The 16,801-nt window shown below is 68.0% G+C and carries 13 protein-coding genes; 6 read left to right on the plus strand and 7 right to left on the minus strand.

The window, feature by feature from the left end; all coding sequences use genetic code 11:
* Window positions 1-21: 21 nt before the first annotated feature.
* The gene (locus tag ACZ3H8_RS26730) at window positions 22-1,554 is read right to left on the minus strand and encodes a CehA/McbA family metallohydrolase (RefSeq protein ID WP_467405999.1); all 1,533 of its coding nucleotides are present in this window, start codon (window positions 1,552-1,554) and stop codon (window positions 22-24) included.
* Window positions 1,555-1,801: 247 nt separating this feature from the next.
* On the opposite strand from ACZ3H8_RS26730, the gene ACZ3H8_RS26735 reads away from it, so the two are divergent.
* Window positions 1,802-2,629, plus strand: a complete 828-nt coding sequence (locus tag ACZ3H8_RS26735) for an LLM class F420-dependent oxidoreductase (protein ID WP_467406002.1) — start codon at window positions 1,802-1,804, stop codon at window positions 2,627-2,629.
* A gap of 184 nt (window positions 2,630-2,813) precedes the next feature.
* On the opposite strand, the gene ACZ3H8_RS26740 is transcribed toward ACZ3H8_RS26735, so the two are convergent.
* Both ACZ3H8_RS26740 and ACZ3H8_RS26745 read right to left on the minus strand, forming a co-directional pair.
* Window positions 2,814-3,068, minus strand: a complete 255-nt coding sequence (locus tag ACZ3H8_RS26740) for a DUF397 domain-containing protein (RefSeq protein ID WP_467406004.1) — start codon at window positions 3,066-3,068, stop codon at window positions 2,814-2,816.
* Window positions 3,065-3,919: a helix-turn-helix domain-containing protein gene (locus tag ACZ3H8_RS26745; RefSeq protein ID WP_467406007.1), complete on the minus strand. Its 855-nt coding sequence runs from the start codon at window positions 3,917-3,919 to the stop codon at window positions 3,065-3,067. The genes ACZ3H8_RS26740 and ACZ3H8_RS26745 overlap by 4 nt, the downstream gene beginning before the upstream one ends.
* Window positions 3,920-4,042: 123 nt before the next feature.
* Here ACZ3H8_RS26745 and ACZ3H8_RS26750 point away from each other — a divergent pair, with 123 nt between their 5' ends.
* On the plus strand, window positions 4,043-4,462 hold the full coding sequence (locus ACZ3H8_RS26750) for an ATP-binding protein (protein WP_467406008.1): 420 nt from the start codon (window positions 4,043-4,045) through the stop codon (window positions 4,460-4,462).
* 980 nt (window positions 4,463-5,442) lie between these two features.
* On the opposite strand, the gene ACZ3H8_RS26755 is transcribed toward ACZ3H8_RS26750, so the two are convergent.
* Genes ACZ3H8_RS26755 through ACZ3H8_RS26770 form a run of 4 tightly spaced genes read right to left on the minus strand, consistent with a single transcriptional unit; the run spans window position 5,443 to window position 11,715 of the window.
* Entirely contained in the window at window positions 5,443-5,925 is a 483-nt protein-coding gene (locus tag ACZ3H8_RS26755) for a hypothetical protein (protein ID WP_467406011.1), read from the minus strand.
* Window positions 5,922-10,559 (minus strand): putative T7SS-secreted protein, encoded by a 4,638-nt coding sequence (locus tag ACZ3H8_RS26760; protein WP_467406012.1) that lies wholly within the window; start codon window positions 10,557-10,559, stop codon window positions 5,922-5,924. Before ACZ3H8_RS26760 ends, ACZ3H8_RS26755 begins: the two co-directional genes overlap by 4 nt.
* Window positions 10,559-11,203, minus strand: coding sequence for a hypothetical protein (locus tag ACZ3H8_RS26765; RefSeq protein ID WP_467406014.1), 645 nt, complete (start codon window positions 11,201-11,203; stop codon window positions 10,559-10,561). Before ACZ3H8_RS26765 ends, ACZ3H8_RS26760 begins: the two co-directional genes overlap by 1 nt.
* Entirely contained in the window at window positions 11,200-11,715 is a 516-nt protein-coding gene (locus ACZ3H8_RS26770; protein ID WP_467406017.1) for an SseB family protein, read from the minus strand. The genes ACZ3H8_RS26765 and ACZ3H8_RS26770 overlap by 4 nt, the downstream gene beginning before the upstream one ends.
* 572 nt (window positions 11,716-12,287) lie before the next feature.
* On the opposite strand from ACZ3H8_RS26770, the gene ACZ3H8_RS26775 reads away from it, so the two are divergent.
* The 4 genes from ACZ3H8_RS26775 (at window position 12,288) to ACZ3H8_RS26790 (ending at window position 16,798) form a co-directional block, all read left to right on the plus strand.
* Complete coding sequence (locus ACZ3H8_RS26775; RefSeq protein WP_467406020.1) at window positions 12,288-13,187, plus strand: hypothetical protein; 900 nt, start codon at window positions 12,288-12,290, stop codon at window positions 13,185-13,187.
* On the plus strand, window positions 13,184-13,732 hold the full coding sequence (locus ACZ3H8_RS26780) for a Uma2 family endonuclease (protein ID WP_467406022.1): 549 nt from the start codon (window positions 13,184-13,186) through the stop codon (window positions 13,730-13,732). Before ACZ3H8_RS26775 ends, ACZ3H8_RS26780 begins: the two co-directional genes overlap by 4 nt.
* A gap of 78 nt (window positions 13,733-13,810) precedes the next feature.
* Entirely contained in the window at window positions 13,811-14,158 is a 348-nt protein-coding gene (locus tag ACZ3H8_RS26785) for a hypothetical protein (protein ID WP_467406024.1), read from the plus strand.
* A 33-nt stretch (window positions 14,159-14,191) separates the two neighbouring features.
* Window positions 14,192-16,798, plus strand: coding sequence for a bifunctional FO biosynthesis protein CofGH (locus tag ACZ3H8_RS26790; protein ID WP_467406026.1), 2,607 nt, complete (start codon window positions 14,192-14,194; stop codon window positions 16,796-16,798).
* The last annotated feature ends 3 nt before the right edge of the window (window positions 16,799-16,801 follow it).

Below are 16,801 nucleotides of genomic sequence, written 5' to 3' on the forward strand. Positions count from 1 at the left end.
CTCAGCTACTCCCTTACTCCCTCAGCTTCCGAGGAAGACCGGGTTCGTGAACGCCGCCGGCGGTCCCGGCAGTCCCGGCACCACAGGCGCGTGCCGCACCTCCGCCCGTACATACGCCGCGTACGACGCCGTCGTGCCCCACTCCACCGTGCCCGTCCCGGACGCCGGCAGCGCCACCGTGTGCAGCACGCCCTGGTCGGTCACGATGCGGGCCGAGCAGTTCGGCGCGCCGCTGACCTCCAGGCGTACCGTCACCGGGTCGTCGGCGTCGACGCGCAGCCGTTCGCCGATGCCCGCGTGCTGGCCGTGTCCCGCCGCCGCCGAGAAGGACAGCGACACCGCGGAGGACTCGGCGACGTACGAGCGTCCCGCCCGGATGCCGTCCAGGATCGCCTCGCGGGACAGCTCATCGGCCAGGACCACGGTCTGCGGCGTGCCGACCGGGTCCGGGTGGCGGTGCGCGTCGCTGTTGCCCATCGCCGGGGTCCAGGGCTTTCCGGAGCGTACGGAGGCGACCAGCGTGTTGTCCCAGGCCTGCAGCGAGACCTCGTCGTCGGGGGTGTACGCGCCGTTCCACACCTCCACCGCGTCCGCCTCGCCGAAGCCGAACTTCCAGTTGCAGCCGATGCAGGTGGCGTGCGGGTGGGCCGGGACGACCAGGCCGCCGGAGCGCCTGATCTCGCGGGCGTAGCGGCCGAAACGGTTGTCGCGGGCCCGGTAGCGCCAGTCGACGAAGGTCCCGGGGTCGGTGCCGAGCGCGACGACGTGGCCGTTGCGCGTCGTCACCTCCTCGCCGGTGAGGATCAGCAGGTCGTCGCCCCACTGTCCCTGCCACGCCCGGTGCGCCGCATGGGTGTTGTGCTCGGACGTGTTGATGAAGTCGAGCCCGGCGCCGCGGGCGAGCTCGGCGATCTCGGCCGGGGTGCGCTTGCCGTCCGAGTACCAGGAATGCAGATGGCAGTCGCCGCGGTACCAGGCACGGCCACGCCCCTTGGCCCGCTCCGGCGGGTAGACCGGCTTGGGGGTCTTGCCGGGGGCGCCGTACCGGAGCGTGATGGTGACTTCGTACGCGAGACCCTGCGGCGAGACCGTGTACGGGCCGAGCGCGATGTACCAGGTGCCGGCCCGTACCGGGCCCGGGATGTAGCCCGGCGTCGCCTCGTCCGCACGGATGAAGAACTCGCTGCGCGCCCCGCCCGACCAGCCGCGGAAGCCGTCCCCGCCGAGTTCCGTGCCGCGCTCGTCGAAGATGCCGATGTCGAGGGCGTTGCCCTGGGTGCCGGCCGGGACGACGGGGCGCTCGTAGGTGTACGCGACGTGGATCTCGCGTACACCTCGCGGGACCTCGACCGGCAAATACACGAAGTCGGGGGAGCCGGGCGGCAGCGTGCCGCGTACGACCTCGGTCTGCCCGTCGCTCTGGCCGGCTTGTCCGTCGCTGTTCGGTGCCGCGTTAGCGAAGCTCACAGTGCCCAACGTAAGCGCCGCGGCCGCTCCCGTCACGAGCAGGCCGCGTCTGTCCATGGCGTGTTCTGTGTGTTCGTCGTTGCACATGCCGTCGGCTCCCCAGGCTGGTGAGAGGGACAGAAGTGGTGTACTCAAACCCTCGTATTGAGCCGTGAACTGCCGTGCAAGGGAAGGGGGGTGGCAGGGGGCGGGGCGATGGCCGGACAGTGCTTGGCCTGGACTCGGCCTGGGCTCGGCGGCCGCTTTTGGCCTGCACTCGGCGTGTACTCGGCATCTGGCGCGGGACGGCGTACCTTAGGCCCGCCACCAGCGCCGACGACGACGGAGGAGCCTCATGAGGATCTCGACGACGATCTTCCTCACGGACGAGACGATCACGCCCGTACGGCTGGCGAGAGAGCTGGAGGAGCGCGGCTTCGGCGGGCTCTACCTACCGGAGCACACCCACATCCCGGTGGAGCGCGCGACCCCGTACCCCGCGGGCGGCGACCTGCCGCCCGAGTACGGCCGCACGCTGGACCCCTTTGTCGCCCTGGGCCAGGCCGCGGCGGTCACGTCGAGCCTCGGCCTGGGCACCGGCATCACGCTGGTCGCCCAGCACGACCCGATCGACCTGGCCAAGCAGATCGCGACCCTCGACCATCTGTCGGGTGGGCGGTTCACGCTCGGCGTCGGCTTTGGCTGGAACAAGGAGGAGGCCGCGGACCACGGCGTGGAGTGGGCGACGCGGCGCGAGCTGGGGCGGGAGCGGATGGCGCTGATGCGGGCGCTGTGGGCGGCCGAACCGACCGCGTACAGGGGCGAGTTCGGGGCGGTGCGGGCGTCGTACGCGTACCCGAAGCCCGCGGGCGGCGCGCCGCGCACGCTGATCGGTGGGGCGGCCGGTCCGAAGCTCTTCTCGCACATCGCGGAGTACGCGGACGGCTGGCTCCCGATCGGCGGGCGTGGCCTGACGGAGTCGGTGCCGGTGCTGCGCGAGGTGTGGGAGAAGGCGGGGCGCGACCCGGGCGCCTTGCAGGTCGTCCCGTACGCGGTCCTGCCGAGCCCCGGGAAGCTGGCGCACTACGCGGAACTGGGCGTGGAGGAGGTCGTGCTGCAGCTGCCGCCGGCGGGGGAGGCGGAGGTGCTGGGGGTGCTGGACGAGTACGCGCAGTACGTGTGACCCCCGGCCGGCCCGGGCGCCTGCACGGTGGGCGCCCGGGACGCGGCGGCGCTGTTGGCGGCGAGCAGGACGGCAGCGGGGAGCGCGGCGGCGGCCAGCGTGGCGACGGCGATGAGGCGTGATGTCTTCATGCACCCGAGCCTGCCGACCAGGCCCGACGGGGTGCCGAAGACACGCACGGGCCTCAGCCGGTCGGGTGCCGCCGGGCGTAGGAGACGAAGGCGGACCAGGTGGCGGGGGTGAGGGCGAGCTGGGGGCCCTGGGTGACCTTGGAGTCGCGGACGTGGATGGCGGCGGGGCAGGTGGCGACCTCGACGCAGGCGCCGCCTTCGCCGCCGCTGTAGCTGGACTTGCGCCATTCGATGGCGACTTCAAGGCACTCGCCGCCCCCGCCGCTGCTGTAAGTGCTCTTGAACCAGTCGAGTTCCTCGGCGTTCATCGTTCTCCCAGCATCTTCTCGATCAGGGCCAGGGATTCTCCGGGCCTGAGAGCCTGCGACTGGATAATCCCATAGCGGACGGCGAGCACGCGGACCTCTTCTGTATCGATGATCAGTCGCGGGTACGTATGTGTCTCCACGTAGGCCACCTGTTGCCGCCCCTTGGGCGTCAGCAGAGTGAACGGACCGTCGAGGCTGGGTTGTTCCTCGCGATCCAACGGCATCACTTGCAGCTGGACAGTCCGTAGACGACCGATGTGCAGGAGCTTCCGCAGCTGCTCCTCATGGACGTCCCTTCCGCCGATCGGCCGCAGCAGCACGCTCTCGTCCAGGATGAAGCTGAACGTCGGCGAGGGCCAGGGCTCGAAAATCTGCTGGCGCGCGAGCCGGTCGGCCACGCGCTTCTCGATGGTCTCGTCGCCCAGAAGCGGTCGCCACTGCGTGAATACCGCGCGAGCGTACGCGTCTGTCTGGAGCAGGCCCGGCACAGACTGGTTGGTGTAGACGTAGAGCTGTACGGCCTCCGCCTCCAGTTTGGCGTAGTCCCGGTACCAGTCCGGATGCCGCGTCCGTGCTTTCTTCTGCGCCTCCCGCACGTCCTCGATCGCCGCCTTCAGCACGCCCCCGGCCGCCAGCAACTCATCGGCCCGCTCCAGGAAATCGGGCTGCGGAGTCCGTACACCCCGCTCCATCGAGGAGATCAGGTCCTCCCCGCAGTGCGCAGCAACGCCCAGCTCCCGCTGGCTCATCGCGGCGTTCTCGCGCAGCACCTTGATCTGCTTGCCGAGAGCGCTGAAGAGGTGCGCCGTCCCGTCCGCTTCAGCCGGCCGCTCCGGCCGCTCTTCCGTCATGCCGTACCGCTTTCTCGGTCACGGCCGACGTCCCGTACAGCCCGCCGTCCGTACCCGTACAGTTACCCAGCGTCGCGATCTCACTCCTGGTCAGGGTACGGCGAACCGGCCACGCTCAGTGACATGAAGGCCGAAATCACCCTCCCCACCGCTGAGTTCACGCAGCGCTTCAGCGCCACCCGCCGCGGGGCCCGCCTGGCTCGGCACCTTGCCCTGCACCAACTCGACGCGTGGGGCATCCCGTACGGAAGCGAACTCTCCGACTCGACCGCGGCGATCGTCGCCGAGCTGGCGGCGAACGCGGTCACGCACGGCCGCGTCCCCGGCCGAGACTTCGAGCTGCGCCTCACGCTCGGCCCGACGGCCCTCCGCATCGAGGTCTCTGACGCCCGGGGCGAAAGCGAACCACTGCTGGGTCCGCTGACCGCCGACGAGTTCGAGACAGGCCGGGGCCTCCGCCTCGTCGACGCACTCGCCATGAAGTGGGGCACGGCCGCCCGGGTCGTCGGCAAGACGGTCTGGGCCGAACTGTCCCTGCCCTAGGCGGTCAGCCGATTGGCTGCCTGGGCCCCCGCGTGAGCATCCCGAGCATCGGAACTCGGGTGCGGCGGTGTCGCGATGCTGCACTGCTGCACACCTCGACAACCTCGTCATTCGCCGCGCGCGCGTCGTCCAGCAGGAGCCTCACTCGCTTTCACCAGCTGACTTCACCACGGATGAGTTCGCGGCTTGCGTAGCCAGAAGCCCTGTGCCTTTTCCCCTGAGGGCGGCCTTAGCCAAGGGCTGAGTTCGCCCGCTACATCAGGCACCGTCTGGCGCGAGAAGCGCTCATCGAGGGCTTCCAGTAGTCCCGACAATTGTGCCCGTGCCGCGTCGGATAGTTGGCTCATTGCTACCTGTAGTTGGTCCCGTGCGTCCAGGTCATTGGAGTATGCGCTGATCGGGTACTGCCCTTCGAGTTGCCACTCGGATTCCATCCTCCGAACAAGCCGCTCCCAGGACGAGAACATATTCTTCACCGAGTAGACCGGTTCCGTGATCTTCTCGCGGATCCTTGGCCATACTCTCGAGCGCTCGACGTCCAATCGCTTCGCGTCGTACTGTGCGATGCTCTCCAGGGTCGATAGTGCCAAGGAGGACCATGCCAGCTCGGTGTCCGGAGTCTCCGGCGGGCGTCGCCGGGGTCTCGCGTTTTCGTGCACTGCTCTACTCCTTCAGCTGCCTGATGAAGTAATCGTAGCCATCGGTCGGTTGCATGAATGTTCCGTTCTTGCCCTCACGAATCAGGCCGCCCTCGGCCGTACCGACCCCCGGATGACTCTCCGCCGTCGACTGCGAGCGGCTACACCCCCCACTCGGAGGCGGGCCACGGCCTGCTTCTGGTCGAGCTCGCCACGGCATGGGGCCGCTGACCCCGTCATCGGCAAGACGGTGTGGGCCGAACTGGCGCTGCGGTGAGCACGGTGGCGGCGCTCCAAATCGCCGCCGCCACCAGGTCTCGCGTCACGATGCCCATGAGCCAATTAGCCGAGACTGACGCTCCATACATCGCCGTGCCCTACCCAAGAATCACGCTCTTCGTGGTCGTTGTTTACGATCACGGAAACCTTTGTTTCGGCGGCGCGATATTCAAGGAATTCCCCTTGATCTATGACCGTCAAGGGAGGTGAATTGGGGATCCGTGACAGCTCTTCCCGCAATTCTTCCCAGGTCATATACTGCGGGAAATCAACGTTCATATTCTGGCGCCACTTCTCGGCCCTTTCGTTGCCTGACGCCAGCCTGTGCAGCTCGATCGACCCCCCGCTCATCACCCAATCCGGTCCAGGGTTGAAGTAGAACTCGACGAAGCCGTAGTCTCTCCGCAGCGAGAGGCCGGACTCGTCGACCACGTCGACGAAGTCGGAGCGAATCGCCTGGTTAACCTCGCTGAGGGTAGAGCCAATCCCGACCCCGTGCAGTCGGCCCGTCGCTACGAACGAGGCGATCAATTGAATGGCGGTCACGGCCAGTTCTCCAGCTTGTCGATGAGTGCTTGCATTTCTTCGGCACGGTTCTGCTTATTGCCCCAGTTGTTGCCAGTGGTCATGTGCTCGTGAGCCGATTTGGCCTTGGCCAGTAGATCCGCGCGAAGTTTCGGATCATTATTCACTGCGTCGACGGCAGCCTGGACGCTCTTCTCCGAGGCCCAACCATTCTCGAGCCTGATGGGTTCTCCGACAAGGTTGCCCTTCTTGTCCACGTACACATGGACCTCATCCTCCAACCCCTTCTTCAACGGGATGTGAATGTGCGCGCCCTTCGTCGCCCAGTCGGATGCAACAGGGGACACCCGGATCTTGCAAGGCTTGAGCCCCAGAGGATCGGACCAGGTCTGGGGATTGTCCACATAGGCCGCCGGGTTCGGAGCGGGGTCGAGCCCAAGTGGGTCGGCGCTGATGTAGCGGGCTGTTTCGGGGTCGTAGTGGCGGTTGAAGTTGTAGTGGAGTCCAGTTTCCGGGTCGAAGTACTGGCCGGGGAAACGGAGCGGGGTGTATGCCGTGCTGGTGGTTGCCCACGCCGTGGTACCCCACACTGTGCTGCGGGTGCGCCAAGCCAGGCTTCCTGACTCGTCTACGAGTTCGCTTGGGGCGCCGACCAGGTCGGTGATGATGGCGAAGAAGCGCTCATCCACCGTCTCCTGCGGCGCGTCCGCTGAGAGGATGCGCTCCGTCTGGGCGATGGGGCGCAGCCCCTCGTGGTCCCAGGTGAGCGTGAGGGGGTTCGGCAGCTCTGCCGATGTGGTGGTCTGTTCGCACAGCGTGGTGCCGTCCCAGGTAAAGGTGACCTCTTCCAGCACGTTGTGGCCGTCGTCTGCGAGGCGCTGTTTGGCGATGCGGCGGCCGAGGCCGTCGTACTGGTAGCGCCAAACCGTGCCGTCCGGAGTGACGACGGAGCGGAGCCGATCTTCCGTGTCCCATTCGTAGCGCCACGTGTCCCGCTTGCGAGACAGGCGGGGTTTCTGACGGAGGACGATGCGCCCTTGTGCGTCGTGCTGGTAGCGCACGTTCCCTGCCCGACTGATGCGCGTACCTGTGATGGTTCGGTCGCCCGTGACTTCCTGGCCGGGGTGGGAAGAGGGCCAGGATGCTGCTGTCTGGTTGCCTGCCGCGTCGTAGGCATACCGCTCGGACCAGTCGTGGGCATGGACGGCGGTAACCCGACCCACCGGGTCGAGGTCGAATCGGCGAACGCCGGAGAGTTGGTCGTCGATTCCGACGAGGTGGCCGTCTGCGCGGTAGGTGAAGGTGCGCTGCTGGAGACTGCGGCCGCGGCCGGTGACCCGCTGGTCGATGAGGCGGCCCATCGTGTCGAACTCGTGGGTGAGGCTGACCGTTTCACCGACGTGGCGGACGACTTCGCGGCCCGCCGCATCACGCTCGAACGCGACGATGCGGCCGGCTGCCATCAGTTGGATACGCTGGCCGGCTTCGTCGTACGCCCATGAGCTGACCGCTCCGCTCGGGGTTGTCCTGCTGATACGGCGACCGAGCACATCGTGGTCGAACGCCAGCATGCGGTTGTTCACCGTCTCGGACTTGAGGCGGCCGAAGCGGTCACGTAGGCGGGTCAGCGTCGAGTCGGGGCCGCTTGCCGAAGCAAGCTGATCAAAGATGTCGTACTCGAAGGTGGTGACCGCTCCCTCGCTGTCCTTGCGGGTGATCTGTCCGAGTTCGTTGTGCTCGTAGCGGATGGTTTGCCCCAGGCCGTTGGTGTGGCTGCTCAGGCGTCCGGCGGGGTCGTATCGATAGGTGAGGGTGCGGCCGTCGAAGTCGGTTTCGGATATGAGCCGACCAACGGGGTCGTGCTCGTAGTTCCACGTCAGACCCTGTGGGTTGGTGACCTGTGTCAGTTGAAGATTGGCATCGTGGCTGAACTCGTGTCGCACCTGGTCCGGCCCGGTACGCGCCACTAGCAGGTCGAAATCCGTGTACTCGAAGGTGGAGACCCCGCCTACGGCATCTGTGTGGGAGAGGCAGTTGCCTTCTCCGTCGTACGTCCAGCTCTGCTGACTGCCGTCAGATTCAGTGTGCCTAGATATCAGACTCTCGGCGGTCCACTCGAGGCGACTGATCGCTCCGAGCGGGTCTGTGATGTGGATGGGGCGGCCGAAGGCATCGCGTTCGTACCGAGTCGTCGCCCCCAGAGGGTCGCGGATCTCTACTGGCAGCCCCGCCCTGTCGCAACGTACGAGAGTGCTGTGGCCGAGTGCGTCCGTTACCGACGTCAGGTGTCCCGCCTCGTCGTACGAGAACCGCGTCGTGGCGCCCGACACATCGGTGATCGACGTGCGGTTGCCGCGCTCGTCGTACGTCTGGCGCGTGACTGTCCCGTCCGCGCCCCTGACTTGTACCGGTAGTCCAAGCTCGTCGTAATCGGCGTGCAGCTCCCGTCCGTCCGGGCGCACCACCGTGGTCAGGCGGCCCGACTCGTCATAGAGGGAACGGCTGACGTGCCCGAGCGGGTCGGTCACCGACAGCAGGCGGTTGCGGCGGTCGCGCTCGAAGCGCGTCACTGCCCCCGTCGCGTCGATCTCCGCGACAACCTGGGCACGTTCGTTGATAAGGAACCGTTTGGTGTGGCCCAGGCCGTCGGTCATGGACGTCAGGCGCAGGCCCGTGGCCGGGTCGGTGTCGTCCCAGGTGAAGCGAGACTCGACGTGACCGTTGGCGCCGGTCTGGTACACGCAGCGGTCGAGGTCGTCGTAGACGTAGTCGTAGCGGCTGCCGTTGGTGTCCGTCCATGACGTGATGCGGCCGTGCTCGTCGCATCCGAACCGCAGGGGTCGGCCGCTGGAGTTGGTGACCTCGGTGAGGTGGCCGTCGGTGTAGCCGTAGCGCAGGATCTCCTGGTCGGTGCCGTCCGGGGCCGCGCCAGCCAAGTGCAGAGCGGTGACTCTGCCCTCACTGGTGGTGAGCTTCAGGTGATAGCCGCCGTGGTGCACGATCGCGGTCGGGGCGCCGGCTTCGTCGTACTCGAAAGTGATCCAGCGGCCGTTACGGTCGTCGATCTGGGCAAGGAGCGCCAGTTCGGCGGTGTGCTCGACGAAATGCCAGACCTGGCCGCTCTCGGGGTCCGTGACGGTGTAGCCGTCGTCCACCCGGTCCAGGGGCCAGCGGCGGCCGTGCGTGGGCATGACGGGGACGCCGGGCGCGGGATGCGGATAGGCCAGCAGGCTGCCCTCGTCGCAGCTGAACACCACGCCCTCGGAGTCGATCTCCAGGTGCTGGTCCACCGTGCTCGACCACGTGGGGCCGAACCAGCCGCCGGCGCGGTACGAGGAGTCGAAGGTGCGCCGGAACACCAGGGGCAGTGACGCCGGCAGCGCGATGTCCGTCTGCGGCAGGAGCATCCGCCCGGTCGCGACATCGACGGGGTCTCCGTCGCACTTCGTCTCGCTGCACTTCTTGCCGTTGCCGTCAGGGTCCTTGTCGTGGCCGTCGCGGCCCTTGCCCTTCGGGGCGTCGCCGAGACCCTTCGCACCGGCACGGATGCCGCCGCGGACGACTCCCGCGCCCTTCGTACCGAGCAATTCGGGGAGCAAGCGGCCACCGAACTCGCCGGGGTCACTCTTGAGGGCCTCCCACGCGCCCTTGAGTGCCCGGTCGGGGTGGGCCACCGTCGTGGCCAGCCCGGCCAGGGTCGTGTTCACGCCCTTGTAGTACTCCGCCGGGTGCGTGAGGTTGTAGCCGTCGATCGGGTTCACGCTGCGGACGAAGTTGACGAGTCCGGCCGTGCCCTTGACCACGCCGGCCGCGACGTGCGTCATCTCGACACTCTGCGCGACGCCGTAGTCGGCCAGGTCGAACTTCGCCCGATCCAGCCCTGTCGGCTCCTTCGGAGCGTGCGCCAGTGCCGCCGCTACCGCCTTCTTCGCCGTGTCCGCCGCCTCGTTGCGCTGCCGCCGGGCCTCGGTCAGGATCTCCTGCGCGCGGTCCCGCTCGCCCTTGCCCGGGTCGGAGAAAGTGTCCGGCTTGGGCAGCGGATCGGGGCCGTTGCGCGCCGCGTTGTAGGCGTCGACCTTCTTGTTGTACGAGTCGACCGCGTTCTCCGAGGACTCCTTGCCCTTCTTGTAGAGGGCGATCGCCTCCTTCGCCTGACCCTGCGCCCACGTGACCGTCTTGGAGTACGTCTCCAGCGCCTTCGCCGCATCCTCGAAGGCGTCCGACGCATGCAGCCAGTCGGTGGGCAGCGTCGAGAACTTGTCGCGGAACGCCTCGGCCGCCTCGCCCTTCCAGTGGCTGGAGTCCAGCTGCTTCATGCCCTGGCCGACGTTGTCGAACGCGGTCTTGAAGTCCCGAAGGTTCTTCACACTCGCGGTGATCTTGCCTGTGTTGCCGTGGATCAGCTCGTTGGCGTCCTCACTCTCGCCGAGCTGCTGCTCGCCGACCTCCGCGCCGAGCGAGGATGCGGTCCGGTCGCCCCAGTCCTCGACCGCGTCCGCCCAGTCCTTCGCACCCACCCTCTCCAGCAGGTCACCGGTCTTGTCGGTGACATAGTCGACGCCCTCGCCGACCTTCTCCTTGCCCCACTCGACACCCTCGCGGGCCTTGTCGTAGCCGGCCCCGACCACGTCACCGACGACTCCCCAGTCACCCATCAGCGGTCTCCCCACGTCGGCTGCTCAGCCTGCTTGACCGCCTCATCGGACGGATCGAGCATCTCCCGCAGCTCCCTGTCCGCCCCCTGACGCGTCTGCTCGTCGATCACACCCGAGCGCTCCATCGAGTCCAGCATCGCGTCCTCCACGTCATACGTGGTGTCCTGCCACGTCTGCTTCACCTCGGCATGCGCCTTCGAGAACGACTCCGCGCTGTAGTCCGGATTGTCGAACACCGTCTGGGTGCTGATCTCGTCCCAGCTCTTGGTCTTGACCTCGTCCTCGGTCAAATGAGGGTTCCCGTTCAGGGAGTTCACGCCGATCTTCATGGTGTCCTTGACGTACCGCTCCTGTTCGGCGAACCCACCCGCCGACAACCCCACCGCCATCGCGAAGCCGTTCCCCCGCTGCATCAGCGAGCGCACGCCCCACTCCCAGCGCTCACAGAACGTCTCGAACTGCTCGGTGAGCCCACCGTGCCCCAACTCCAGACCCGACAGCGCGAGATCGGTGAACCCGCGGCCCGTCGTCGCCTCGCCGATCATGCCGAGCTCCTTCAGCTCGGCATGAGCCCCGTTGATGCCCTTCGCGATCAGCTCCAGCGCGCCCGCCGGCGCAGCCAGATCCGGCTTCTCCCCGCTCATCCCGCTCCCCCGAGATCCACAACCGCCTCATCCGGCACAATCCCCGCCACCGGCGGGAACAACATCCCGTCCTCGCTCCCCGCGTCCAGCGCCACCCCGCCCGGCCCGGGCAGCATCGGCACCATCACATCCAGCAGCCGCGCACCCAGCACCGTCCGATACGCCCACTCCCGCCCGGCATCCCCCTGCGCCCGCGCAAACCGCGCCAACGCCTCCTCGTCCGAGAAGGCACAGATCCAGCGGACCCCGCCCTGTTCTGCGGTCCACAGGCTGCCGTACGCATCGATCGGCACCAGCACCGCCGTACGCCGGAACTCCCCCAGCAACACCGCAAACTCCCGCCGTGCCGCAGCAAGTTGCTCCTCCGGAGAGACCTCCGGCGCTACCGCCGACACCACGTCCGGCACCGTCCCCGCGGCAGCGGAAACCGCCGAAGAATCAGCCAAATCCGTCAGCCGCAAGGGCTGTTCCGCCTGGGATATGCCGTCTATGCCGTCCCCGTTACTGGTCACGCAGTCATGCTGTCATGGCCGTTTTTTCGAAAGCAACGGAATCAAAGGGGGGAGTCGGGTCACGTCGAACACACAAGCCGCGAACTGAGCGCCAGGACACGGACGACGGAGGGCAGGAGACTCGCCGGCTCGATCCGGGCACGTAGCCGCCGCCGTCGGTGGTCGGGCGCGAAGGAAGGAACGTTTCGTTCATGCCGCCAGTAGTTCACGGCCGACGTTCGAGAGAATCCGCGCGGCTACTCATCCCGCTACTCAGGAGAGCGGACCCCGCGGGGGTGGCCGGGAGCGCCGTCGAGGTGTGTGAACGAGGCGGGCGTGATGATGTGCGCGTTGTCTCGGGGGTTGAGCTCCGAGCTCCGGGCCCCGAGTCCCGAGCTCTCTTTGCAAGGAATGGTTGGTGGATTGATCCCACCCACCCACCCAACTCGCGCCATGCCCACAAGGGTTGACTTTCAGTGTTCAAGTTGCCACGCGCTGTCATATGCCTCTAGCGTTCGCAGCAATAAACAACCCCGACCGGTGTTGGAGCACCAGCCGGGGTCTGACCTCCAAGATCGAACAGGACCGATCTCGTGGCTTACCGCAACTCTAACTGTGCCCTGCCGACGCCCGCACACCCCATGGCCAGCCCGGGCTACGGCAAGCGCCCCGCGCCCGATCAGTCCCCGCGCCACAGCGGCGACTTCGCACATCTGCCCAAGCGGGAAGCGGCCGTCGCCGCCTTCATCGACCGCCTCGCCGAGGGCGCGGCGATGGACCACAAGACCCTTGCCAAACACATCGCCGACTACGGGCAGGCTGCGATCCGCAGCGCGCTCAAGGCACTTACGAACGCGGGCCATCTGCGCCGGATCAAGGAGCAGGTGGTCCGCGACGACGGGGTGCGCTGGGTGACGCGTACGTACTGGTCGCGTACTGCGCGCAGTGCCGCCTGGTGGCAGGAGTTCTGCCAGAGCGTAAGAGGCGTGATGCTCGACGCCCCGGACGACGAGCCGGCCACCGCCGAGCCCGCACCGGCGCGCACCACGGCTTACCGAACCCTCGCCGCCCTCGGCCGTACCGACTCCCGGATGACCCTCTCCGCCGCCGACTGCGAGCGGCTGGAACCCCTCGCCGCGTCCTGGCTGGAGTACGGCGCGAGCGTGAAGCACCTGATCCACGCGCTCACCGACGGACTGCCCGTCCTGGTCCACAACCCGGCGGGGATCGCGAAACGACGACTGGAGGACAAGATGCCGCCCAAGCCCGCCCGCGAGCCCGAGACCGTACTGCGCAGTGTCATGGTCTGCATGTTCTGCGACACGACCGAGGAGGACGAGCCGTTGATCAACGGCATGTGCGAGGCCTGCCGCAGCGAGGACGAGGAGGACATCCCGGCCACCTTCCTCCCCGGCCCCCGCCCGGCGCAGGTTGCCGCGCACGCCGACGCCGCCCGCATCGCCGCCGGGCTGCCTCCGAGGAGTCGCGCATGAGCGTGCGGCCTCAGATGTCCATCGACGAGTACGAGGAACTCGCCCGCCGTTCGCCCGAGTTGGTGCGGCTGGAGTTCGTCCAGGGAAAGGTCCAGGTCAAGTCGGTGCCGGACGGTGTCCACGGAGCCATCATGATGTGGCTCCTCGAACGGTGCATGAAGCACCGCCCCGATCATCGCCTCTACCCCGAGCAGGGTCTGAAGGTCGAGGAGTCTCGCGGGGGGCGCGCCCGTCCGGACGGGGCTCTCGCGCCCATCGACCACTTCGTGCCACAGGGCGAGTGGGCGGCGCCCGACGGCGTCCTGATGACCGTCGAGGTCACCTCGCACGACCCGGACACCGACAAACGCGACCGCGTGGAGAAGCCCGGCGGCTACGCGGAGGCAGGTATCCCCCGCGACACCTGCTCGGTCACCGTCCATGCCGAGCCCGAGGGCGGTTCGTACCGCAGCATCACCACCCGCCCCTTCGGTGCCGTCGTCGAGCTCCCCGACCCGGTCGGGATCACGCTGGAGACCGAGAAGCTCAAGGACTTCGCCGACTGATGCTGTGAAGCGAGTTGAGTACGTGAATGAGTTGATCGACGGATCTCAGGCAGGGCTGCCCGTGGCGAACTGGAGGGCATGAATGATGCTCCGCCCCTCCCCAACCAGGACACTGATCGGCGATGGCGCCGTCGGGCCCGAATCGGGCTGCTGACGCTCTTCCCGACCGCGGTTGTCGCGTGGCTGCCCGTCCTGATGTCCGAACGGTTCGCGCGCTGTATCAGCTACCGCGACGAGTGCGTCGTCGGCTACAACATCCTGGCCAGTGTGGCGTGGTACGCGTTCTGGGGGAGTGCCGCAGCCGGAGTCGCGGCGATGGTCGTGACCTCCACGGCCGACTGGGCGAGGCGCTTGCGGAAATCGCTCGTCCTCAGCCAGCTCATGCTGCAGATCACCGCTGCGACTGCAATCGTCGCCCAGGCGTGATGTGCCCGGAGCCTCCGCTCGTATGCTCGATCCATGACGGATCACCAGCCCGGACGACCTGGACGGCCCACCGAGAACGCCATGCGCCGCGCCCTCAAGCGGGCCAGGGACGGCGTCGCCCTCGACACCGCCGAGGCGGCCGTGCTGCTGCAGGCGCGCGGGGAGGATCTCAAGGATCTCGCCGCGTCCGCCGCGCGCGTGCGGGATGCGGGGCTGGAGGCCGCAGGCCGCCCCGGCGTCATCACGTACTCGAAGAGCGTGTTCATTCCGCTCACCCGGCTGTGCCGGGACAAGTGCCACTACTGCACCTTCGCCACCGTGCCCGGCAAGCTGCGCCGGGCCGGGCACGGGATGTTCATGTCGCCGGACGAGGTCCTCGACATCGCCCGGCGCGGCGCCGCACTGGGCTGCAAGGAAGCGCTGATCACCCTCGGCGACAAGCCTGAGGACCGCTGGCCCGAGGCGCGTGAGTGGCTCGAGGCCGAGGGCTACGACGACACCATCGCGTACGTACGGGCCATGGCGATCCGCATCCTGGAGGAGACCGGGCTGCTCCCGCACCTCAACCCGGGCGTCATGACCTGGACCGACTTCCAGCGGCTCAAGCCGGTCGCGCCGTCCATGGGCATGATGCTGGAGACCACGGCGACCCGGCTGTGGAGCGAGCCCGGCGGGCCGCACTACGGGTCTGTGGACAAGGAGCCGGCCGTGCGGCTGCGCGTGCTGGAGGACGCCGGGCGCAGTTCCGTGCCGTTCACCAGCGGGCTGCTGATCGGGATCGGCGAGACGTACGAGGAGCGGGCGGATTCGCTGTTCGCGCTGCGCCGCATCTCCCGTGCCTACCACGGCATCCAGGAACTCATCATGCAGAACTTCCGCGCCAAGCCGGACACGGCGATGCGCGGTATGCCGGACGCCGAGCTGGACGAGCTGGTCGCCACCGTCGCCGTCGCGCGGCACATCATGGGGCCGTCCGCCTGTCTGCAGGCGCCGCCGAACCTGGTGGCGGGCGAGTACGCGCGGCTCATCGGCGCCGGCATCGACGACTGGGGCGGGGTTTCGCCCGTCACCATCGACCATGTCAATCCCGAGCGGCCCTGGCCGCAGATCGAGCAGCTCGCCGAGGAGTCGGCAAAGGCCGGCTTTGAGCTCAGCGAACGGCTTTGCGTGTACCCGGAGTTCGTGCAGCGCGGCGAGCCCTGGCTCGATCCCCGGCTGCTTCCCCACGTCCGCGCACTCGTCGACGAAGAGACCGGGCTGGCCCGCGAGGACGCCGTCGTCGAGGGTCATCCCTGGCAGGAGCCGGACGAAGGTTTCACCGCCTCGGGCAGGACGGACCTTCACCGGACCATCGACACCGAAGGCCGTACCTCCGACCGCCGCGACGACTTCGACGACGTGTACGGCGACTGGGACGCGCTGCGCGAGGCCGCCGTGCCCGGCATGGTGCCCTCCCGTATCGACACCGATGTGAAAGCGGCGCTCAAGCAGGCCGCCGACGATCCGACCAAGCTGACGGACGACGAGGCCCTGGCCCTGCTGCACGCGGACGGCCCCGCTCTCGACGCGCTCACGCGGATCGCGGACGAGCTGCGCCGCGACACGGTCGGCGACGACGTCACGTACATCGTCACGCGCAACATCAACTTCACCAACGTCTGCTACACCGGCTGCCGTTTCTGCGCCTTCGCGCAGCGGCGTACGGACGCCGACGCCTACACCCTCTCCCTCGACCAGGTCGCCGACCGGGCCGCGCAGGCGTGGGACGTCGGCGCGGTCGAGGTGTGCATGCAGGGCGGCATCCATCCCGACCTGCCGGGCACGGCGTACTTCGACATCGCCCGCGCAGTGAAGGAGCGCGTGCCGGGCATGCATGTGCACGCGTTCTCGCCGATGGAGGTCGTCAACGGCGCGTCGCGGACCGGCCTTTCGATCCGTGAGTGGCTGACTGCCGCAAAGGAGGCCGGACTCGATTCCATCCCCGGGACCGCCGCCGAGATCCTCGACGACGAGGTCCGCTGGATCCTCACCAAGGGCAAGCTGCCCACCGCCACCTGGATCGAGGTCGTCAAGACCGCGCACGAGCTGGGCCTCCGGTCGTCCTCGACGATGATGTACGGGCATGTGGACCAGCCCCGGCACTGGCTCGGCCACCTCCGCACGCTCGCCGGGATCCAGCAGGCTGCACTGGATTCTGGGCGGCAAGGCTTCACGGAGTTCGTGACGCTGCCCTTCATTCATACGAACGCGCCTGTGTATCTGGCCGGGATCGCGCGGCCGGGGCCGACCAAGCGGGACAACCGCGCCGTCACCGCCATGGCCCGCGTCCTCCTCCACCCCCACATCACCAACATCCAGACCAGCTGGGTGAAGCTGGGGGCGGAGGGCGCGGCCGAGATGCTCCGCTCCGGGGCCAACGATCTCGGTGGCACGCTGATGGAGGAGACCATCTCCCGGATGGCGGGGTCCAGTTACGGCTCGTACCGCTCCGTACAGGACCTGATCGCCATCGCGGAGGCGGCAGGCCGGCCGGCCAGACCGCGTACGACTCTGTACGGCGAGGTCCCCCAGGAGCGCGTGCGCGCCGCCGCCGCGTCCGACGGACATCTGCCCGAGCTGCTGCCGCTGCTGCCAGACTGACCC

The organism is Streptomyces sp. NPDC002868, from assembly GCF_055563295.1.